Source organism: Sphingobacterium lumbrici, from assembly GCF_006476045.1.
Taxonomy (GTDB): domain Bacteria; phylum Bacteroidota; class Bacteroidia; order Sphingobacteriales; family Sphingobacteriaceae; genus Sphingobacterium; species Sphingobacterium lumbrici.
In genome coordinates this window covers 239682-262091 of the sequence record NZ_SRZY01000028.1, presented here as the reverse complement: position 1 = coordinate 262091, position 22410 = coordinate 239682, and the positions used below count along the sequence as shown (strand labels likewise).

Annotated in this window: 21 protein-coding genes, 1 tRNA gene and 1 pseudogene; 15 read left to right on the top strand and 8 right to left on the bottom strand. The window is 40.0% G+C overall.

Annotation, left to right across the window (positions count from 1 at the left end):
- Positions 1-20: 20 nt before the first annotated feature.
- Positions 21-1820 carry a membrane protein insertase YidC gene (gene yidC, locus E4F24_RS10870; RefSeq protein ID WP_140938719.1) on the top strand — a complete coding sequence of 600 codons (1800 nt, stop codon included), beginning with the start codon at positions 21-23 and terminating at the stop codon, positions 1818-1820.
- Between the two features lie 82 nt (positions 1821-1902).
- Here yidC and E4F24_RS10865 read toward each other — a convergent pair whose 3' ends face one another.
- On the bottom strand, positions 1903-3255 hold the full coding sequence (locus E4F24_RS10865; protein WP_140938718.1) for an acyl-CoA dehydrogenase family protein: 1353 nt from the start codon (positions 3253-3255) through the stop codon (positions 1903-1905).
- Between the two features lie 235 nt (positions 3256-3490).
- Here E4F24_RS10865 and E4F24_RS10860 point away from each other — a divergent pair, with 235 nt between their 5' ends.
- From E4F24_RS10860 to E4F24_RS10845, 4 genes are all read left to right on the top strand, one after another.
- Positions 3491-3703 (top strand): hypothetical protein, encoded by a 213-nt coding sequence (locus tag E4F24_RS10860; protein ID WP_140938717.1) that lies wholly within the window; start codon positions 3491-3493, stop codon positions 3701-3703.
- Between the two features lie 128 nt (positions 3704-3831).
- The gene (gene purB, locus E4F24_RS10855; protein WP_140938716.1) at positions 3832-5181 is read left to right on the top strand and encodes an adenylosuccinate lyase; all 1350 of its coding nucleotides are present in this window, start codon (positions 3832-3834) and stop codon (positions 5179-5181) included.
- Between the two features lie 66 nt (positions 5182-5247).
- Complete coding sequence (locus E4F24_RS10850) at positions 5248-5802, top strand: NifU family protein (protein WP_140938715.1); 555 nt, start codon at positions 5248-5250, stop codon at positions 5800-5802.
- 184 nt (positions 5803-5986) lie between these two features.
- Entirely contained in the window at positions 5987-7633 is a 1647-nt protein-coding gene (locus tag E4F24_RS10845) for an amidohydrolase (protein ID WP_140938714.1), read from the top strand.
- Between the two features lie 9 nt (positions 7634-7642).
- On the opposite strand, the gene E4F24_RS10840 is transcribed toward E4F24_RS10845, so the two are convergent.
- From E4F24_RS10840 to E4F24_RS10830, 3 genes and pseudogenes are all read right to left on the bottom strand, one after another.
- Positions 7643-8266 carry a hypothetical protein gene (locus tag E4F24_RS10840; RefSeq protein ID WP_140938713.1) on the bottom strand — a complete coding sequence of 208 codons (624 nt, stop codon included), beginning with the start codon at positions 8264-8266 and terminating at the stop codon, positions 7643-7645.
- Between the two features lie 25 nt (positions 8267-8291).
- A complete protein-coding gene (gene lipA, locus E4F24_RS10835) occupies positions 8292-9173 on the bottom strand; it encodes a lipoyl synthase (protein WP_140938712.1) in 882 nt (293 codons plus the stop codon).
- 127 nt (positions 9174-9300) lie between these two features.
- Positions 9301-9852 (bottom strand): annotated as a pseudogene (locus tag E4F24_RS10830) (porin family protein); the annotation flags it as partial.
- A gap of 321 nt (positions 9853-10173) precedes the next feature.
- Between E4F24_RS10830 and E4F24_RS10825 the strand changes: the two are divergent.
- Positions 10174-10244 (top strand) — tRNA-Cys (locus tag E4F24_RS10825).
- A gap of 35 nt (positions 10245-10279) precedes the next feature.
- Positions 10280-10459: a spore protein gene (locus tag E4F24_RS10820; protein ID WP_140938710.1), complete on the top strand. Its 180-nt coding sequence runs from the start codon at positions 10280-10282 to the stop codon at positions 10457-10459.
- Between the two features lie 123 nt (positions 10460-10582).
- Here E4F24_RS10820 and E4F24_RS10815 read toward each other — a convergent pair whose 3' ends face one another.
- On the bottom strand, positions 10583-11773 hold the full coding sequence (locus E4F24_RS10815) for a phosphoglycerate kinase (RefSeq protein WP_140938709.1): 1191 nt from the start codon (positions 11771-11773) through the stop codon (positions 10583-10585).
- Between the two features lie 165 nt (positions 11774-11938).
- On the bottom strand, positions 11939-13702 hold the full coding sequence (gene sppA, locus E4F24_RS10810; RefSeq protein WP_140938708.1) for a signal peptide peptidase SppA: 1764 nt from the start codon (positions 13700-13702) through the stop codon (positions 11939-11941).
- A gap of 84 nt (positions 13703-13786) precedes the next feature.
- Between sppA and folK the strand changes: the two genes are divergently transcribed.
- Positions 13787-14266 carry a 2-amino-4-hydroxy-6-hydroxymethyldihydropteridine diphosphokinase gene (gene folK, locus E4F24_RS10805; protein WP_140938707.1) on the top strand — a complete coding sequence of 160 codons (480 nt, stop codon included), beginning with the start codon at positions 13787-13789 and terminating at the stop codon, positions 14264-14266.
- The gene (locus tag E4F24_RS10800; RefSeq protein WP_140938706.1) at positions 14266-14619 is read left to right on the top strand and encodes an Hpt domain-containing protein; all 354 of its coding nucleotides are present in this window, start codon (positions 14266-14268) and stop codon (positions 14617-14619) included. Before folK ends, E4F24_RS10800 begins: the two co-directional genes overlap by 1 nt.
- Positions 14620-14666: 47 nt before the next feature.
- Here the strand turns inward: E4F24_RS10800 and E4F24_RS10795 are convergent, their stop codons facing one another.
- Entirely contained in the window at positions 14667-15890 is a 1224-nt protein-coding gene (locus E4F24_RS10795; protein ID WP_140938705.1) for a hypothetical protein, read from the bottom strand.
- Positions 15891-15953: 63 nt separating this feature from the next.
- Positions 15954-16562, bottom strand: coding sequence for a Crp/Fnr family transcriptional regulator (locus E4F24_RS10790; RefSeq protein WP_140938704.1), 609 nt, complete (start codon positions 16560-16562; stop codon positions 15954-15956).
- A gap of 275 nt (positions 16563-16837) precedes the next feature.
- On the opposite strand from E4F24_RS10790, the gene E4F24_RS10785 reads away from it, so the two are divergent.
- From E4F24_RS10785 to E4F24_RS10765, 6 genes are read left to right on the top strand one after another with little or no spacing between them, the layout of a single operon-like run.
- A complete protein-coding gene (locus E4F24_RS10785; protein ID WP_140938703.1) occupies positions 16838-17314 on the top strand; it encodes a c-type cytochrome in 477 nt (158 codons plus the stop codon).
- A 43-nt stretch (positions 17315-17357) separates the two neighbouring features.
- Positions 17358-19343, top strand: coding sequence for a Sec-dependent nitrous-oxide reductase (gene nosZ, locus E4F24_RS10780; RefSeq protein WP_140938702.1), 1986 nt, complete (start codon positions 17358-17360; stop codon positions 19341-19343).
- Between the two features lie 11 nt (positions 19344-19354).
- Positions 19355-19945, top strand: coding sequence for a hypothetical protein (locus E4F24_RS13970; protein WP_216629165.1), 591 nt, complete (start codon positions 19355-19357; stop codon positions 19943-19945).
- A 34-nt stretch (positions 19946-19979) separates the two neighbouring features.
- On the top strand, positions 19980-20432 hold the full coding sequence (locus E4F24_RS13965; protein ID WP_216629164.1) for a nitrous oxide reductase accessory protein NosL: 453 nt from the start codon (positions 19980-19982) through the stop codon (positions 20430-20432).
- A 12-nt stretch (positions 20433-20444) separates the two neighbouring features.
- Complete coding sequence (locus E4F24_RS10770) at positions 20445-21692, top strand: nitrous oxide reductase family maturation protein NosD (RefSeq protein ID WP_140938701.1); 1248 nt, start codon at positions 20445-20447, stop codon at positions 21690-21692.
- Positions 21689-22396, top strand: coding sequence for an ABC transporter ATP-binding protein (locus tag E4F24_RS10765; RefSeq protein ID WP_140938700.1), 708 nt, complete (start codon positions 21689-21691; stop codon positions 22394-22396). The genes E4F24_RS10770 and E4F24_RS10765 overlap by 4 nt, the downstream gene beginning before the upstream one ends.
- Positions 22397-22410 lie beyond the last annotated feature (14 nt).

Here is a 22410-nt window from a genome sequence, read left to right as displayed (position 1 = left end):
TTAGAAATAAAAAACAGTAAATGGATAGAAATAATATCATAGGATTAGTACTTATTTTCGCAATTTTTGCTGGTTCATTTTACTTAATGAAACCGTCAGAACAGGAAATTAAGCAAGAACAAGTACTGCAAGACTCGTTAAAAAACATAAGAGAAGGTAACGTCGTTGCCGATACCACACGTACTGCTCATCATATCACAACAGTAGACTCTGCAGCATTACAAAAACCTTTTGGTGCAACCAAAATCGGACAAGAACAACTTGTTAAATTAGAAAACGAATTGCTCGTGGCAGAAATCTCCACTAAAGGAGGTAAAGTAAAATCTGTACAGCTTAAGAATGAAACAAACTATGACGACACCCCTTTGTATCTCTTAGAGGGTGAAAACAACAAGTTCGGATTTCTCTTTAAAGCCGACGGTGAAAACATCAACACAAACGATTTATACTTTACGGTAACCAACCCTTCGCAAAATGCAGTAACTCTTCGTTTAAATTACAGTGAGCACCAATATATCGACTATACCTACACCTTACAACCTAATGCATATAATGTAGCGCTTCAGGTGAATGCAGTAGGTATTCAAAATCTAGTTGATATCAAACAAAAATCGATTACGTTAAACTGGGAAGCTTCGCTTCTTCAAAAAGAACTTAATGTAAAATCGGAAAGAGAAAAATCAACAATATTTTACAAGGATTCCGAAGGTTCTGTAGACCATCTTTCCGAATCTGGAGATGATGAGGAAAAAGTAGAAGAAAAAGTGGAATGGATCGCATTCAAACAACATTTCTTCTCTGCTATTCTATCTTCGAAACAATCCTTTGAAAATACAGAACTGAATGTAACGTTTAATACAGCCGATAGCATAGTAAAAACGTACAAAACTTCAGCCGACTTAGTATTTAATACACAGGGAAATAACCAGTATGATTTTAATTTCTTCTTTGGCCCCAATCAGTACAAAACCTTAAAAGCCCAAGGAAATGATTACCAAAAGATCATCAATATGGGATGGGGCCCTATGTCGTGGATCAATAGATTCATGACTGTCCCTCTTTTTGATTTTCTGGATGGATTCAACATGAGTTACGGTATTGTCATTCTAATTCTCACGTTGTTGTTAAAAGGGTTAATGTTTCCGTTGACCTACAAATCCTATCTTTCGATGGCCAAAATGCGTGTGCTTAAACCACAGCTTGACGAGATTAAAGAAAAAGTAGGTGATGATAACCCGATGCTTTTACAGCAGGAACAAATGAAACTCTACAAGCAAGCAGGCGTAAATCCGTTGGGTGGATGTCTACCTATGCTTCTACAAATGCCTTTCACATTGGCCTTCTTCTTCTTCTTTCCTAATCTTTTCGAATTAAGAGGTGAAAGTTTCTTATGGATGAAGGATTTGTCAACCTATGATGCACCGATCACGTTCTCGCCAATTTTTGGAATCGGCCACATCTCTTTAATGTGTATCTTAATGACATTGACGACATTATTAACCACTTGGTACAATAATGCAACTTCGGGAGCCGCAGCCAATAACCAAATGAAATATATAGGTTATATCATGCCATTGCTCTTCTTTTTCATGCTAAACAGTTTCCCTTCCGGATTGAACTATTATTACTTCCTTGGTGCCGTCTTTACCTTCCTGACGCAGGTCCTTATTCGTTCATTCATTGATGATGATAAAATCCTGGCAAAATTAGAGAACAATAAGAAAAATCCGAAAGTTCAAAAGAAATCATCTTTCCAACAACGGATGGAAGATATGATGAGACAGCAACAAGCTAATCAACAAAAAAAAGTAAATAAGTAACATTTATATAAAAAGAAGATCCTCAATCACAAAGCGTTTTGGGGATCTTCTTTTTCAAGACTTTTTAACTATCACCAATAGTCTACACAAAAGCACTAAAACCCGTAATACTGCGCCCCACTATTAACGAGTTAATTTCTTTCGTTCCTTCGTACGAATAGATAGCTTCCGCATCGGCCAAAAAACGTGCAACATTATATTCTAATAATATTCCATTACCTCCCATTACCTCTCTTGCCCTTGACACAATATCACGGGTCCGTAAAGTACAAAAGACTTTCGCCAGCGAGGCATGTTCATCGCGGAGCTTCTCCTCATCCTGCAGTTCGGATAATCTGAATACTAAAGTCTGCATGGCTGTCAAATTGGACAACATCTCGACCAGATGATTCTGGATCAACTGAAATGACGCAATAGGCTTACCAAATTGTTTTCTTTTTAGCGTATACTCCAAAGCATTCTCATAAGCACCACGTGCACAGCCCACAGCCATCCAGGCGACACCAGCCCGTGTCATTTGTAATACTTTAGCCGTATCTTTGAAAGAATTCGCATGTGGCAAACGGTCGCTCTCGGGTACAAGACAATCCGTCAATGTTATCAACCCGTTTTGTACAATTCGCAGCGCCATTTTTCCTTTAATCTTATCCACATGAAACCCAGGATTTTCTTTTTTTACAATAAATCCTTTCACTTCACCATCCCCTAAATCCCTCGCCCATATAATAGTGATATCAGAAAAAGTAGCATTTCCAATCCACTTTTTTTGCCCATTCAGCTCCCATCCATCGGCTGTCTGCCGACACGTGGTCGTCAATCCCCCCGCTGCTCCCGATCCCACTTCAGGTTCGGTAAGCCCAAATGCACCGATTTTTTTGAACTGCTGCATTTGTGGCAGCCATTCATTCTTTTGCTCTTCCGATCCACAGGTGTAGATAGACCCCATAGCAAGGCCACTTTGCACACCTAAAAAAGTAGCAATAGAAGGATCTATACGTCCGAATTCCGCAGCTATTATTCCATCCATCAACGATTGTCCGCCTGCACAACCGTATCCTTCAAAGGTATAGCCACATACATTGAGCGCAGCAAGCTTGGGAATAATTTCAAACGGAAACTCATCGTGCAACCAATAATTGTTTACCAAAGGTTTGATCTCCGTTTCGAGGAACGTTCGGATTTTCAACAATAAAGCCTGATCTTCTGCAGAAAGTTTATGTTCCATTCCGTAGAAATCTGCATTAATGGGAGGCAGTTCCTTTTTCTTGTTATTGCCACCAGTAAGCATTTTCATCGCTACCTGCAATTGCTTTTCATCCATTTTGGAAACAGCATTCAAAACTGCGCCTAAGTCTACCTTTTTTGAGATCATACTAAGCTGCTCAAAATCAACCGATTTCAATAATTTTAAAATATTTCTGATTTTATCTAACATAACTACGACCTATAACGTGACAACATTTTTTTATCAATTTAGTTTTTGATTGTTTTAATTCAATAAAACAATCTTATATTTGCACCGGAATAATTCTTAAACAATTTTAAAACACTATTTTTCAGCGTTTTTAAAAAAACTAAAAAAAGATTTATTTTTCGGGTTACCTTTTCGGGATACCGGTATTAAGGAATATAAAACAAAATTTGTTTCAATTAAATAGAAAATTAAAAAGATGAAAAATTTATTCGCATTCGGATTTTTAGCATTAGCTTTAACAGTTGTTTCATGTGGTGGTACAGAAACTACAACTGATGCTTCTGCTGATTCATTAGTAAACGAAGTAGAAAACACTACTGAAAACGTTGCTGATTCATTAGAAAACGTTGCTGATTCAGTACGTTCAGCTGGTGATTCTATCGCTGATTCATTGCAAAACGTTCAATAATCCGAACAAGAGTTTAAAATACTCCATAAAAAGCCTGTGTTCATGAGCACAGGCTTTTTTGTTTTTTAATATCTGCATTTTTGCTTATGGCGGCAGGTTTTCGTAATTTTGAACAAATTACTTACAACATGACATTATCTCCTTTAACAGCCGTCACTCCAGTAGACGGAAGATACTATAATAGCACAAATGAATTATCAGCATATTTTTCAGAATTTGCCTTAATAAAATACCGTGTACTTGTAGAAGTTGAATATTTTATTGCACTTACGGCCTCAGGTATACCACAACTCGGTCATTTTGATGGTTCATTAAATGAGAAATTAAGAAACATCTATCAGAATTTTTCATTAGCAGATGCAGAATGGATCAAAAACACCGAAAAAGTAACCAACCATGATGTCAAAGCTGTGGAATACTTTTTAAAAGACCAGTTCGAAAAATTAGGATTGCATGACTCGTTGGAATTTATCCATTTTGGATTGACATCACAGGATATTAATAACACAGCGATTCCATATTCATGGAAAGAAGCCATACAAAGCAGCTATACTCCAGCTATTAATGAATTACTTCAGGAACTTAAAGGGTTTGCTACAGAATGGAGAGAAATTCCAATGTTGGCCCGTACACACGGACAACCTGCATCTCCTACCCGTTTAGGCAAAGAAATTCACGTATTTGTGGAGCGTATAGAGAAACAATTGGAATTATTGACCCAAGTACCTTACTCCGCAAAGTTTGGTGGAGCCACAGGTAATTTTAATGCACATCAAGTCGCTTATCCAACATATAACTGGGTAGACTTTGGCAATAAATTTGTCAATGAGCAACTTGGCTTGAATCGTTCGCAGACGACAACCCAAATTGAACACTATGACAATTTTGCGGCAAGTTGCGATGCCTTAAAGCGTATCAATAACATCATCATTGATCTTTGTCGTGATGTATGGACATACATTTCCATGGAATATTTCAAGCAAAAAATAACGGCCGGACAAGTAGGGTCTTCGGCAATGCCACACAAAGTAAATCCAATAGACTTTGAAAATGCAGAAGGAAATCTAGGACTGGCAAATGCGATTTTTGAACATCTATCTGCGAAACTACCTATTTCACGGTTACAACGTGATTTAACAGATTCAACAGTATTGCGCAATATTGGCGTCCCTTTTGCACATACACTGATTGCTATTAAATCTACATTAAGAGGTCTTCGTAAATTAATTCTAAATGAATCTGCTTTAGCAAAGGATCTAGAAAATAACTGGGCGGTAGTAGCAGAAGCTATTCAGACTATTTTACGTAGAGAAGGATATCCCAAACCGTATGAGACGTTGAAAGATCTGACACGCACAAATTCTCATGTTACACAAGAAACTATCGCTGTATTCGTCGACGGACTTAATGTGCCTGAGGAGGTTAAAGAAGAAATCAAAGCAATCACGCCTGCCAACTATACAGGAGTTACTTTCTAAGCTTTGACGAAAGAATGACGTGTATAAATAGTATATCTGCTATATTTGAATATTAAATTTAAGAAAATGGCTACAATTAACGTATATACAGAATCAACGCCTAATCCATCCACCATGAAGTTCTTGGTCAATAAGCTTCTGATCAATGGAAGTGTGGATTATCCAGATAGAGAAAAAGCGCTAACTTCTCCTTTTGCAAAAGAATTATTCAAGTTCAATTTTGTAAACGGTGTGTTTTTTGCGAGCAACTTTGTGACAATTACCAAAAGTGACGATGCAGAGTGGGAAGATATTGAAGCAATTTTGAAAGACTTTGTAAAAGGGGCTGTAGAGTCCGAGTTAAAAGTTCAGGAAGTTGTTGCAGATGAGAATGTATCTTTTGAAGGTTCTGAAATCGAAGTGAAAATACAGCAGGTACTTCACGACTATGTTCGTCCGGCAGTAGAACAAGATGGTGGTGCTATAGCGTATAAATCATTTGCAAATGGTACGGTAACTGTCGAATTGAGAGGTTCCTGCAGTGGCTGTCCATCCTCTACCATCACACTTAAATCTGGTATTGAAGGTCTTCTGAAAAGAATGGTTCCCGAAGTGGAAGAAGTTGTTGCTGAATCATTGTAAAACATAATATAGTTTCAAAGCACAAGCGGGTCGAAAATTTTCGACCCGCTTGTGCTTTGAAAATCTTTAGTATCACTTAACACGGTAAAAAAATCTGATCATTTTAACTTATGCTAGTCAGATAAATAAAATTTCATGTAGTCTACTAAAATATTCCTTAACTTCAATAAATTATAATTTTATAATGACTTTTGTCAATCGAATTTTTCCAATTTTACTGCTTATAGGTCTTTTTTCAAGCTGCACAACCAATACAGAGGTTGATCTTATTGTATTTAACGCAAAAATCTACACTGTCGATTCCACATTCACTACGGCAGAAGCATTTGCCGTGAAAAATGGAATTTTCATCGATATAGGCACCTCTGAAGTCATACTGAAACGATATAAGGCCAAGGGAACAATTGACGCTAAAGGCCATCCCATCTACCCGGGATTTTACGATGCACATGCTCATTTTTTCATGTTTGCAGAATTGCTGGATCAGGCAGATCTGACCGGAGCTACCTCTGTCGGAGAAGTTATCGAAAAATTGAAAATCTATCACCTTTCACATCCGAAAAAAAAATGGATTATCGGCTCAGGTTGGGATCAAAACTTATGGCCCGACAACCTATTTCCCACCAAAGATAGCCTCGACAAATATTTCCCTGATATTCCCATCTATTTATCCCGAATAGACCATCATGCCGCATGGATAAATTCCAAAGCATTAGAAATAGCGGGATTAGACAGCGGAAAGACGGTAGAAGGCGGGCTGATTATGCTGGATAGTTTAGGGCATCCGTCCGGCATACTGATGGACAATGCCACATCTCTGGTTTTCAAGCATATCCCAGACGCAACAGATATCAATTTATTAACGAGTTTGCGCCGCGTGCAGGACTCCTTGTTCTCCGTAGGCCTTACCAGCATTGTCGATGCGGGACTCAACCCCGATCAATTGGAAATTCTAACAAAATTTTATTCGCAGGATTCCTTAAAAATCAGAAACTATGCCATGATATTGGCCAACCCCTATGATATCGAAAATTATATCCGGCAGGGTATCTATGATTCCGATCGCCTAAGCATTAAATCTGTAAAACTAATAACTGATGGTGCTTTAGGTTCACGCGGAGCCTACCTTTTAGAACATTACCATAACCATCCTTCAAAAGGCTTTTTGCTTCAAAGCCCGACCGAATTTGATGAAATAATTCAATTGCTGGCAAACAGTCCCTTTCAGGTGAACACCCATACCATTGGCGATTCCACCGATCTGCTAATTTTAGATGCATATAGCAGGCACCTTAAGGACGGCAAAAACCGGAGGTGGCGAATCGAGCATGCCCAAGTAATTGCACCTGACGATTTTAAAAAATTCAGTAAATTTCATATTATCCCTTCCATCCAACCCACCCATGCCACCTCGGATATGTATCGGACAGAAGAACATGTAGATACCGAACGCATCAAAGGCACATATCCCTATAAGCAATTATTGCGGCAATACGGTCTTGTTGTACTGGGAAGTGATTTTCCTATGAAACATTTCAATCCCTTATACGGCTACCATGCCGCTGTTGCCCGCGTGGATAAAACCGGCTTTCCCGGTGGGGGATTTCAGATGGAAAATGCACTTACACGCGAAGAAGCCCTTCGTGGCATGACGATTTGGGCAGCATTTTCTTGTTTTCAGGAACAGAAAAGAGGATCTATTGAAAAAGGGAAAGATGCAGACTTTGTGATTTTGGAAGATGATATCATGAGCGCACCGGATAATCAGTTACGCGACATCAAAACTTTACGAACAGTAATAGCTGGAGAAACCGTCTTTTTAAGGCAATAAAACACCATATTAATCTGCCTTTATATTTTCAAATTCGGCCAATTTAAGTATCTCCATATTTTTGGATAAAAATTTCTGTAAAGAAATATCTTCATCCAACGCTTTTTCGTATTTATTTGTTGTCAGATTATATTTCCAATAAACCAATTTCAGCAATTCCGTTGATTTAGAACTGCCCCCCTTTCCAGGAATGATGGAAATAACATTTCCTTTCAGATCTCTTATGATAAAATAACGTGAAAGATCGTGAAAATCCAACTGCTGCCCAGCCTCCGTGATCGCGCTCGGAAACACTTTCGTAATCCAGAAAGATTGAACAGTGTTATTCGGTCCATAATAAAAGACAGCATGGTTACCGTAGTCGAATGGGAAAACTTTATTTGACGTAAACCTGCTGTATATATTTTCAGCTTTAATCGGAACCAGCAAAACAGTCTGTCCATTGCTTTTTTTCTGTACCGTATTGAAATCCCAATAAAACTGTGGATTTAGTTGCATTATTGTAGCTTTTCCCGCTGATGTAGTTGATGCAATCGATTTTTCGTAATGCGCTTTGGCAACATCCAATGTCATATCCTGTCCCGATACAGCAAAACTAAATAGCAGCAAAAAAAATAAAATAAGGTTATTCATGAGGTCTCTCATTTCTCCACCTTTCTTATTGCATATCAAACAAATGCTTTTCAGCATGGTAAGATGAACGTACCAATGGTCCAGATTCGACATATTTGAATCCCATTTCCAGACCGATTTGCTTGTATTTATCAAATTGAGCCGGTGTTATCCAATCCAATACAGGGTGATGTGCCTTTGTTGGTTGTAGATATTGTCCTAAAGTAAGGATATGCACCCCTACATTATACAAATCTTGCATTGCTTCGATTACATCCTCTTCCGTCTCGCCTAATCCCAGCATGATTCCTGATTTTGTACGCAGACCAGCTTCAGAAATCCGGCGCAGACATTCTAACGAACGATCATACTTAGCCTGAATACGCACTTCGCGGGTCAATCGGCGTACAGTTTCAAGATTGTGTGATACCACTTCCGGACGAACGGCCAATACGCGATCCAGATTATCCCATTGCCCCTTAAAGTCGGGGATTAATGTTTCTAAAGTCGTTTCCGGACTTTCACGACGAATAGCATTGATGGTTTCGGCCCAGATTGTAGAACCGCCATCCTTCAGGTCATCACGATCTACAGAAGTAATCACACAATGTTTAACCTGCATTAATTTGACAGACTGTGCTACACGATTTGGTTCGTCCATATCCACAGCCAACGGCCTACCCGTTGCCACTGCACAGAAAGAACAAGAGCGTGTACATATATTACCTAGTATCATAAACGTAGCCGTACCAGCACCCCAGCATTCGCCCATATTCGGACAATTACCACTCTCACAGATGGTATGTAATTTATGTTCGTCTACCAAGCTACGAACATGGCGGTACTCTTTACCGACCGGTAATTTAACACGTAACCAATCTGGTTTACGCTGCGTCTCAGTAACAGGTATTACAGGTAGTTCTATCATGCCACAAAGTTAACGATAATTCACATATTCTGTAATAGAATTATTGTTAATCCATTATCATATTCTATAAAATACACAAAGCCCCTTGCTTACACAAGAGGCTTTGAACGATCTTTAAATCTTAAAATTAAAACTGGAATCCAATTCCAAATGACCAAACTCTATTAGAAAATTTATCCTCAGAATCAGATACCAACTGATTAAGACCGAGATTATAACCTGCATTCAGCAAAAATCCATTAGTCAATTTATAACCAGCCATAAAATTTGCACCTGCGTCTAATAGATTCATGTCCTTATCGTCTCCTGTGAATTTTAAATTGATACTATTACCGTCTATTTTATCTTTTCCACTTACGTTAAACCCTACATACGGACCTGCTCCTAAAAAAACACTTCCCGATCCTGCAGGAATCCAATAGACTAAATTAACCGGCACTTCAATTGACATCACATTCCGAGTCATTGCCACACCCTCAGAGATCTTTGTCCCTTTGCCTTGTAAAGACACTCCAGGTTGAATAGAGAAATTTGTTGCAATTGGCAAATCTGCAAAACCTGTCAACTGAAACGAAGTATTATTCTTTTGATCGATGTCGGAATTACTGTATTGACCTAAGTTAACACCTGCCTTTAGGCCATAACTTACTTGAGCTTGTGCTGCCGCAGCCATCAATACTACGGCGCCAAAAGAAAATAATAATTTTTTTCATAATAAATCTGTTTAAATTATATAATTGTTTAATACTTACACTATGTAAGATAAATACTACACTATCAAGTATTAGACCAAAAAACAAACACCGTTCTACTTTAACAATAAAAAATTAATAATCAGACTATTAAAATAAATAATAAAAATTAGAATGTTATAACATATTAAAAATAAAATAGACAATCTCCATAATGAAGAAATGAAATTCAATACTTAAATAATTTCCAATTAATATTTGCCATTTTAAAAATTAAGCGTTACTTTTGCATGCCCACGATGGGAAAAGGTCGGATGGCCGAGTGGCTAGGCAGAGGTCTGCAAAACCTCGTACAGCGGTTCGAATCCGCTTCCGACCTCGTTTAGATTTTGTACAAAAAAAATATTAAATAAAATGGGAGTTACACGTTTAAAAAGAAAAGACAGAAGAAACAAAACTGTTTCACGTGTTGAGGTTCAGTTTCTGAAATTAGGACGTAATATCGAATTAGGAAGTCGTTCGAAAATGCCTAAACACAGTCAAATTGTAAAGAACAACGAAATATTAGACAAATTGGCTACTGAAGCTAAATAAGCTAATAAAAAATATAAGAAAGAGATCTATCAAAAAATAGATCTCTTTCTTTTTGTCCTAAAATCCAGTCAAAAAAAATAGGTGCCAATGAGGCTACCTATTTGTATGATCTTCATAGTATAATTAGTCCTGAATAGCTTTTACTCCGGGCAATGCTTTACCTTCCATATACTCTAACAACGCTCCACCACCTGTACTTACATAGCTCACGTGCTCCGTCATACCAAATTTAGATACCGCAGCAGCAGAATCCCCGCCACCTATTAACGAGAATGCACCGCGCTCCGTAGCAGCTACTATCGCATCAGCCACAGCTCGTGTTCCTTTTGCAAACGTATCGAATTCAAATACCCCCATCGGACCATTCCATAATATGGTATTAGACGCGCTGATTACTTCTGCAAAATGAGCTCCCGATTCACTTCCAATATCCAATCCTTGTCTATCTGCCGGAATCTGGTCATTAGGTCCATCATAGACCTCCGCATCATTTGCAAAACGATCTGCAATCTGCGCATCCGTTGGCAATACTAAGTTAACTCCTTTTTGTTCTGCTTTTTTCACCAATTCATTTGCAAGATCCAATTTGTCCAACTCTACCAATGATTTACCGATCTCACCGCCTTTTGCTTTCACAAAAGTATAAGCCATACCACCACCTATAATCAGGTTGTCTACTTTATCCAACAAAGCTTCTATTAATTCCAATTTATCAGACACCTTAGCTCCACCCATAATGGCTGTAAACGGTCGCTGTGGATCATTTAATACTTTCTCTGCATTGTTAATCTCCGCAGCCATCAGGTATCCAAAGTACTTCGCTTCCGGGAAAAATTGTGCTATTACCGCAGTAGAAGCATGTGCTCTATGTGCCGTTCCGAATGCATCATTCACATATACATCGCCCAATTGAGCTAGCTTTTCAGCAAAATCCTTATCTCCTTTTTCTTCCTCTTTATAAAACCGAAGATTTTCCAATAGCAGAACTTCTCCTGATTTTAAATTACCCGCCTTGTCTATTGCTTCTTGTCCGATACAATCATCAGCAAATTTCACATCCACACCAACCACTTCAGAAAGATAGGACACAATATGTTTTAAGGAATACTTATCAGTAGGGCCCTCTTTCGGTCTTCCCAAGTGAGACATCAAAATCACCGATCCACCGTCGTTCAAAATCTTTTTTATAGTTGGTAGCGCACCTTGAATACGATTGTCATCCGTTATATTAAAATTATCATCCAAAGGAACGTTAAAATCCACACGAATTAGGGCTTTTTTTCCAGAGAAATCCACACTTTCTATTGTTTTCATACGTATAAATATATATTATTTTAAGTTGATTGACAGGCTAAACTTAGATAAAATACTTTATATTCACAAGCGATGCGATCTCACGCATGCCATTGAATACAGACAAAATTATCCCAATAAAAAAGGCATGCTTTGTTTCCAATACTATGCCTTCTTTAATACGGATTAATATATTTCTATTGTGTACGGTATCCGTGCCTGTATACCTGTATTTTGTAACACATTTCGAATTTCAAATACGTATTTATGATAATCGCCGATCTCTTCAGCAAATAGCCATGTCTTTATTTTTTCCTTTGATATGGAGAAGATGCTACTTAGCGGATCTTCTCTTTCCGGAAGTTCAATAATCGTATAATCTGTTAATTTAGCTTTATATGCTACAGCCTGTACCGCTCGTTGTACATCACCAATCTTATCCACCAATCCCAGCTCCAATGCCTGACTTCCCGTCCATACCCGTCCTTGGCCTATGCTGTCCACCCGCTCTATCGAAATCTTTCTCCCATCAGCTACCCGTTGCATAAAAGTATTATATACGCGTCCAACTTCCATCTGTACAATAGATCGTTCTTCAGCTGACATTGGCCTATCCACATCCGACATTAAATTTGAAAATTTACCGGTCGACACTTCATCAACATGTATCCCCAGCTTATCATTCAATAAACCTTTAAAATTAGGAATCACCCCGAATACACCGATAGAACCGGTAAGGGTATTCTCTTCGGCAAAAATAGAGTCTGCTGCAGCTGCTATATAATACCCGCCCGATGCGGCATAGTCTCCCATAGAAACCATTACCGGTTTTACTTTCCGTATCAGATCCACCTCTCTCCATATCATATCCGAAGCCAGTGCAGATCCTCCCGGTGAGTTCACCCGCAATACAATCCCTTGGATACCATCATCCTTTCTCAATTTACGCAACTCCCGGGATAATTTATCTCCCCCTATTGAACCTATAGTTCCTTCTCCGTCAACAATATTTCCATACGCGTACAATACCGCTATTTTATTTTTAGATTTGCTTGCCTTTCCTTTAGGCGAATAAGCCAATAGCGATACGGCCGAAATATCTTTGTCTTTATCAATCTTTAAACGGTCTTTAATTTCATCCAGCAATTCATCCTTATACAACTTTGCATCGGCAAACTTATAATTCACGGCATCATCTGCATTACGTACGAGATACGCATCAGCGATATGACGCAGCGAATCAACAGAAATCTGTCTTCCTTCCGCTATATCCTTCAAAAATGAGGAATAGGTACTAGTCAGGTAAGAGGTTACCTGCTCGCGATTCGCCTGGCTCATCTCGTTCAGCAGAAACGGTTCCACAGCAGATTTATACGTCCCTACCTTCACCACCTGCATTTCTACCCCCAATTTATCCAGCGCATCTTTCATAAACACGACCGACGAACTCAACCCTCTGAAATCTATTGCTCCCTGTGGATTAACATAAATCTTATCCGCTACCGATGCCAGATAATACGCCTTTTGTGAGTACCCCTCGCTATAGGCTACAATAAATTTCTTTGCCCCCTTAAAATCTACCAGCGCATCACGTATTTCCTTTAAACTCGCAAATCCAACGTTGACGGTAGAGGGATTCAGATATATCCCTTTGATATTATCATCTTCTTTTGCCGCCTTTATTCTTGTCAATATATCATTAAGTCCTATTGATTTGGTCGCTCCAAATCCCGGAATATTGAGATCACCTAACGGGTTGGATTCCGTTTTTTCGACAATATTGTGGTTCAGGCTTATGTACAGTACTGAATTATCAGGTACCACGGCAGCCGATTGTGAGTTCGATTGTTGCACCAATGCACCAATAAATACCAGAACAACAAAGAAAATAATTACAAAAGTGATCAGCACACCAATTATGGTGGCAAATATGTGTTTTAAAAAATCCATTTTAAAATATATTTTAATCCTATAAATTAAAGAAATATATTTGATTTTTACAGCATTTAGTAATACATAATCAGATAATATTCTATGAACACCGTATTTCTTCTATTGGGAGCCAATCTGGGAACCCCTTTAAAACAACTCGAATTAGCACAGCAACTATTAATTGAAAACGTGGGGCTACTTCAATCCGAATCTGCGGTATATGAATCAGAAGCGTGGGGCGTAGAAGAGCAACCAAATTTTTTAAACAAAGTGATTAGTCTAAGTACCCGTTTCGATCCGCATGAAACGCTTGCTATATGTCAAAAAATAGAAGACACTTTAGGACGTGTCAGAAAAGAAAAATGGGGCGCACGCATAATTGATATCGACATACTCTATCACAATTCAGAAATCCTCGACGAACCCTTTTTAAAAATCCCCCACCCTTATTTACATTTGCGCCGATTCACGTTAGTACCTTTAGCGGAGATAGCTCCTCAAGGAATACATCCAATATTGAAACGTACAAACGAAGAATTATTACATTTATGCAGTGACCCCTTACAAGCTAACAAAATATAATGACCTATCTAATCATAAAACCCGATACCATACAATCCACCATGATGGGCAACGTGGAAATGACCAAACAATTTCTAGAACGCTATCTGGTTCAGACACCAGGCGATTTTGAAAATCTAACTGTAGCCGTATCAGACAAAAACAGGCTAAATATAGCCCGATATGCACACCATATCAAACCTACTATGGAATATATTGGTGCTTCCGAAATGCGAATAAATTTTCAACAACTTGAAACACTGGCAAGATCGAATGCACCGATAGAAGAGTTGGAAAACACCTTCACTATGATAGAAAGCCAATTTAATCTTTTAATGACAGAACTTGCTTCCTATCTGGCGAGTTTGAAATAAACTCAAAAATCAGGATAACAATTAGGTCAATAATAACATACCATTCCTTACGCTCTCACCGACCAAAAAAGCCCCCCTATTCCACATACCATTATTGCCGATACAATCACTAATCCAAAGGATATATACTGAATAAAAACTCCGATCAGCGACACGCCCCCTTGCAGCGCCAGCAAAAGTTCATTACCTACAATACCCGCTACCAAAATAACAGTCCAGTATGGAGTGCTCTGCCTAATACGCAATACATTCATCTGATAGAAATACGAAAGGATAAACAGGGTAATTACGACCAACAGAACTAGATGCAGATACGCAATTATAACCGGCCGGAAACTGTACACCAATTGGCTGAGCGATGGAATTGCGGATAGAGCCTGCAGCAACAATTTGATGAAGACAGCAAGCAACACTCCTCCTTGCATCCATTTCACGACAGACATTCTATCGTCAACCTTTCTTACATCCTTTACAAGAGCATATACGTACACTGACCATGCCAGTAACTGTACCACTACTATCACCCCTAGTAGTAGGTATAACCATAATGGGATATTCCACCACAGTACTGACAAAAAATACGTCGGTATCGCGCAAAAGAAAAACAGGAAGAAAACGGTCTTAGCCTGTCGCAGCATAATCTCCTTCAGGTGCAACCAATAACTAAATAGTCCCATGCAAGCAAAAAAGAACCATCCATTATATTGGAAGTGTAGATAAAAATATACCGAAGCCAGTTGCTTTCGGGCATCAATGATATGAGTAGCCCGTAGGTACGCCAGGAAAAATGTACCTAACGATGAAAGTACTAAAAAAAACAGTGCCGCACGAAACCAGCACACCGTTATGCGATCAAGCTTCGCCTCATTCAGGTCACGCCAACAGTAAAAAGCAAAAACATAAGATACCAGCAACGACAACGTTGAAAAAACAATCGAAGACATACCATAGCCTTGGAGTGAAAAACTGATCAACATCGCAAACGCCAGCAGTACATTAGCCAACACAATACGCTGATATTTTAATGGCAATACCTCTTTACTTACCTTACCGTATATACACATTAACATCAGCACCATCAGTACATGAGATACCCATCCCGAAAATGCGAAGTGTGAATGTGCATGCATGAAATTCTTTTGATCCATCCACGGTAACGGCATCACGAATTTCAATCGCATCAACAAGCCCAGAAAAGCAACACACAACAGATTAAACAGGCCTAACCATGCCCATCGTCCTATCGTCATTCTATTTAATAAAGCAATCATATTCACAAATTACAATTCATCCGGATTTCATTTGATGACTGGAAACATATATTTTATAACCGATCAAATCCCATCGGCCGGAATAAAGACCTTACCTTTCACAATACTGAGTCTATCCTCCCTTTCCATTTGTTTAATAGCACGTATAACCGTTTCTACACGTAGTCCGGTCATATTTGCCAGCTGCTGACGGGTCAAGAGCAAACGATTACATTCCTGGCAGATCAATTTGCCACGATCATTGAAATAGTGGATTAAGCTAGAGACAACATTCTCCGGACTATTGCTCGATAAAATACTCGTAAGCATAAACTTAAACCGAAGATCACTTACCAAAGATTGGGTAAATGCAAAATGAATCTCCGGGAATTCCTTTAAAAGCTCATGAAAAGTCGACTTACATAACCGCAGCATCGTACAGGGCGTATCTGCAACAGCGCTCGCTGCATACGGTTTGTCATCAAATAACGGAAACTCACCAAAACTCTCTCCCGGATCGATCACTTTATGGAGTATTTCCCGCCCATCAGCGTTAATGGTACACCATCGCACCCGGCCTTCCGTTAGTTGGTAATAATAAGTTGCAACGGCTCCTTCATTGAAAATAACATCGCCCGCAGCTACTTTACGGTAAGCTGCCCCCTTGTCTAACAATAATTCTAAAGGTACCATACAGACATTATTAAATGGGAACTGTACGAAGTTAACGAGATCCTTGCAACAAGATCCTGACGCTCGTCACAATTCGACCTGATTACAATCAAAATAAAACACAACAAACTCATAAACAGATAGTAACAACAAAACAACGCACTATAAAACTGATATTATCAACACCCCATTCCACTTTATGATTCCACGCATAAAATGCCGCTCTTATCTCCACTTACCTTTGTAACAGCGTACATACAATAATTAATAACATAGAATTGAGAATAGAAAAAATTATGAAAAAGTTATTTGTTTTAGTTGCGATAGGCATGATGCTATATGCCTGTTCTTCCAATAGCAACAACCAACAGCATGCAGGCAGTACTGCTACATCGGAAAGCAACAGTCCGGGAGCATCCGATTACGATCCAAAACGCGGTGAAGGCAAATTTGATAAAGTAGATATCGGCGATAAATTAGATGCAAAAATGGCCACAGAAGGACACACCATTGCCAACCTCAAGTGTGCCAGTTGCCACAAATATACAACCGAGAGACTCGTTGGTCCCGGTTGGAGCGGAGTAACACAAAAGCATAAACCTCATTGGATCATGAATTTTATTACCAATCCGGACCCCATGATCGACAAAGATCCTGAATTACAAGCACAGCTTGAACTCTGTCTGGTTCGTATGCCTAACCAAAATCTAAGCGACGATGATGCCCGCAAGATTCTGGAGTTCATGCGTCAGAATGATGGCTTACAAGAATAATCCGGACATTCCATATCTCCATTCAAGAACAAATTATTTATATATGAAACCAAAACAATTTCTCCTCTGTATTATTGCCCTACTTGGAGTAGCGACAATATTCGAAGGCTGTAAGCCCAAAGGAACGGGCAGTGCGGTCAGTGCAGGTGCCGCTGAAAAAAGCTATGTTGCACCGGGGCAGTATGACGAATTTTACAATTTTGTATCCGGTGGATTCAGTGGACAGCTCTCTGTCTATGGCCTTCCGTCTGGCAGATTGTTCCGCGTCATACCCGTTTTTTCACTCGATCCCGAAAAAGGATGGGGCTTTAGTGAAGAGACCAAACCCATGTTAGAAACATCACACGGCACCGTGCCTTGGGATGACCTTCACCACGTGCAGCTATCAAAAACCGATGGTGACTACGATGGTCGTTGGGTGTTTGTCAATGGCAACAATACACCACGGATAGCACGTATCGATCTCACCACATTCCGTACCGTCGAGATCCTTGAACTACCCAATAGCGGAGGTAACCACTCCTCACCCTTCATCACCGAAAACACAGAATACGTAGTGGCCGGTACCCGTTTTAGTGTACCAATGGACGGTGAAGGTAGCGACATAGCCATCAACACGTACAAAAAGAATTTCAGAGGCACACTTAGTTTTGTCAGTGTTAATAAGGAAAACGGCTATATGGACATTGCCTTTCAGATCGAAACCCCCGGTGTAAATTTTGATTTGAGCCGTGCGGGCAAAGGAGTATCCCATGGATGGTTTTTCTTTTCGACTTACAATACCGAGCAGGCCAATACCCTGTTAGAAGTGAATGCTTCGAAAAATGACAAAGATTTTGTCTTGGCGGTCAATTGGAAAAAAGCAGAAGAATACCTAAAGGCCGGGAAAGGCAAAAAAGTAAGCAATGTTAAATATGCACACAACATCTATGACGAAGCCAGCCATACATCTACCTCTACGATCAAAAATGAGGTCATTGTATTAAATTCGGCCGAGCTCGAAGGACTTTGCTACTTCATTCCCTGCCCTAAATCGCCCCATGGTGTAGACGTGGATCCTACAGGCGAATATATTGTAAGCAGCGGAAAATTAGCCGCTTTGATTCCGGTATTCTCTTTCAGTAAGATGCAAAAAGCAATTGAGAGTAAATCTTTCGAAGGTGAGTTTGCAGGCATACCCGTCATCAAATATGAAGCTGCATTACATGGTGAAGTCGAAAAACCAGGTTTAGGTCCGTTACATACCGAATTTGACGGAAAAGGAAACGCCATTACGTCCTTCTTCGTGTCATCCGAGCTTGTTAAATGGAACATCAAAGATCTAAAAATACTCGATCGGGTTCCGACCTTCTATTCCGTAGGACATTTAATGATCCCCGGAGGTGACACTAAAAATCCGGATGCAAAATACGTTGTCGCTTACAACAAAATTACGAAAGACCGGTTCTTGCCAACCGGACCCGAATTGGCTCATAGTGCACAGCTCTATGATATCACAGGTGATAAGATGCAGCTTATTCTCGATTTTCCGACCATCGGCGAACCGCACTATGCCCAAGCTATACGAGCCGAAAAAATAAAAGATAAATCCGTCAAGATCTTCAAACTGGAAGAAAATAAGCATCCATACTTTACCAACGGCGAGTCCGCTGCAAAGGTAGAACGAAAAGGTAATAAAGTCCATGTTTACCTCACGACCATCCGTTCACACTTTACCCCGGATAATATCGAAGGGATCCAAATGGGTGATGAAGTCTACTTCCATGTCACCAATATAGAACAAGATTGGGATATGCCACACGGTTTTGCGATCAAAGGAGCCAATAATGGCGAACTATTGGTTATGCCGGGAGAGACACAAACCTTGAAATGGGTACCCGACCGTATCGGAATTTTCCCAATGTACTGTACCGATTTCTGTAGCGCGCTACATCAGGAAATGTCGGGTTATGTACGTGTATCACCAAAAGGAAGTAAAGTTCCTATCACATTTAGTGTCGGTACAAATCAACCTGCAGACACACAATAAATCAAAATAACGTGAAAGCATACCATCCCATAAAATCAATACACCGCATCATACTTCTGCTATGTGGTATAGCGCTGCTTGCGGTAATCTTTCTGCCGATATGGCGGATCGAACTTGATGCCGCACAATATCCGGAAGGCTTAGCGCTCCATATCTATAGCTATAAATTAGACGGGCAGGTCGAGATTATTAATGGGCTTAATCACTACATCGGCATGAAAACACTACATGCCGATGATTTCGTAGAATTCACGGTATTACCCTATATTATAGGAATATATGCCCTCACATTTATCGTTGTCGGTCTACTGGCCAGACGCAAGTGGATGTATATCCTGTTGGGAGCCTTTCTTCTATTTGGCATCGTAGCCATGGTCGACTTCTGGTTTTGGGAATACGATTACGGTCACAACCTCAGTGATGACGCACCTATCAAAGTACCGGGCATGGCTTACCAGCCTCCATTGATTGGCTACAAGCAACTCCTCAACTTTGGTGCCTACTCCATACCCGATATCGGTGGCTGGATCGTTTTCACTTGCGGGGTGCTTTTATTGTATTGCGCATACCGCGAATGGCGACTCTCAACGAACAGAGGCTAATACCATGATTAAAAACAATAAATAAAATAAACAGATGAAACCAAAAAACATATTATCATACACCATTGGGCTGATATCCCTATTGTTTCTGATTGTACAGGCCTGCAATAGCAGCGCCGGTCCAAAGCCGATCCGATACGGACAAGACCAATGTGCCTACTGCAAGATGACGGTAAGCGATCCGCGTTTCGGCGCTCAGTTGGTAACAAAAAAAGGTCGTGCTTACAATTTCGACGATGTTAAGTGCATGATTGCATTTGTTAAAGAAGGAACAGTTAAGCGCGATGATGTCGCCGGCTTCTACCTTCCCGACTATAGCAATGACAACAAACTATTACCTGCCGAAAAAATGTTCCTTTTAAAAAGTGAATCACTTAAAAGCCCAATGCGTGGCAACATAGCCGCCTTTGCTAACGAAAAAGACATGGAGCAGGCACGCGCGCAGCACGCAGGCGATATACTCATTTGGGATGATCTCTGGAAATAACCTTTACCTGTCATGAACAGATACCTTTTGTATATATTAAATTCATGTCTTTGCTTGATGGTAGCCGGCACCTCACGTGCCGCTACCATTCATATCGGCAAACAAATGGCTGTAACATCCATCCGTCAGGCTATTGAACAGGCTTCCGATGGCGATACGCTATATATACACAGTGGTCTCTATCGGGAAGGAAACCTTCAAATTCGTAAAAAACTCGTTATTATCGGAGTGGATCAACCCATCATCGATGGTGAGAAAAAATATGAGCCGATAGCGATCTATTCATCACATGTTACGATCAAAGGACTAACCGTCCAACGGTCGGGTCAATCTTCGATCAACGACATCGCAGGGATTAAAATCTACGACACCCATCACGTTACGCTTATTGACAATACGCTGGACGACAATTTTTTCGGCATTTATGCGCAAGCATCCAAAAAATGTGTATTTCAAAATAACAGGTTACAGGCATATGGTAAAACCGAACAATTAAACGGCAACGGCATACACGCCTGGAAATCTGATAGTCTGGAGATTAGCGACAATCAGATTATAGGACATCGCGATGGCATCTATCTTGAATTTGTGACCCATACCGATGTACGAAACAATCTTTCCCTGAAAAACCTCCGGTATGGTCTTCATTTTATGTTTTCACACGACAACGGTTACTATCATAATACCTTTCGTCACAACGGTGCCGGTGTAGCGGTCATGTACACCAAGCGTGTACGAATGGAACACAATATATTCGAAGAAAACTGGGGAGATGCAGCATACGCACTCTTACTAAAGGACATTACCGACAGCCATATTTTGAACAACACCTTTTCCCGTAATACAACAGGGATTTTTATGGAAGGAAGTAACCGCATACAGATCACCTACAACCTGTTCGAGGGCAATGGATGGGGGCTCAAAATACAGTCAAGCTGCATGGATAACATACTGAAATTCAATAATTTTATCCACAACACATTTGATGTCGCCACCAATGGCAGCTTGATGCTTAATCGCTTTGAGCATAATTATTGGGACAAATACGAAGGATATGACCTCGATAAAGATGGCAAGGGCAATGTACCTTACCGTCCGGTAAGCCTCTTTTCTATGATCGTTGAGCGTTATCCAACCGCGATGTTACTTTTTCGAAGTTTTATAGTCACGTTATTTGACCGTACCGAACGCGTACTACCGAGCCTAACCCCTGAGCATCTCAAAGACGATAGTCCACTAATGAAATCAGTAGCATTATGATCCAGATACAGCACATACACAAGCGATTCGGAAAGCTCACCGTCTTGAACGATATCAACCTTTCCCTGAAAGGCGGCCAATGTATTGCATTAATCGGCCCCAACGGAAGCGGTAAGACCACATTAATCAAAAGTATTTTAGGTATGGTCGTACCACAGTCGGGTAAAATCCTGTTTCAGGAAAAAGATACGGCACATAAATGGGAATACCGAAAAGAGATTGGTTATATGCCACAGATCGGTCGGTATCCCGACAACATGACCATCGGTCAGGTACTCGACATGATGAAAGATATCCGTAAGATACCTGAACATGAATTGGATACAGATCTGATTACAGCCTTCCAGATCGCACAGATAATGGATAAAAGAATGCGCACCCTATCCGGAGGCACACGACAAAAGGTAAGCGCATGTTTAGCTTTTATATTTAATCCAAGCGTACTCATACTCGATGAGCCCACCGCCGGACTTGATCCCCTTTCTACTGAAATCCTTAAAGAAAAAATACGTGCAGAAAAACAAAAAGACAAATTGATTATAATCACCTCTCATGTACTGAGTGAGCTTGACGACCTCGTTTCCGAAGTAATTTACATGCAGGATGGTAAGTCGCGCTTTCACCAGACACTTGACGACCTCAAGGCATCCACCGGTACCGACAGACTATCCAAAGCCATTGCGCACGTCATGTCGCATCAATAACCTTCTATTGCAAC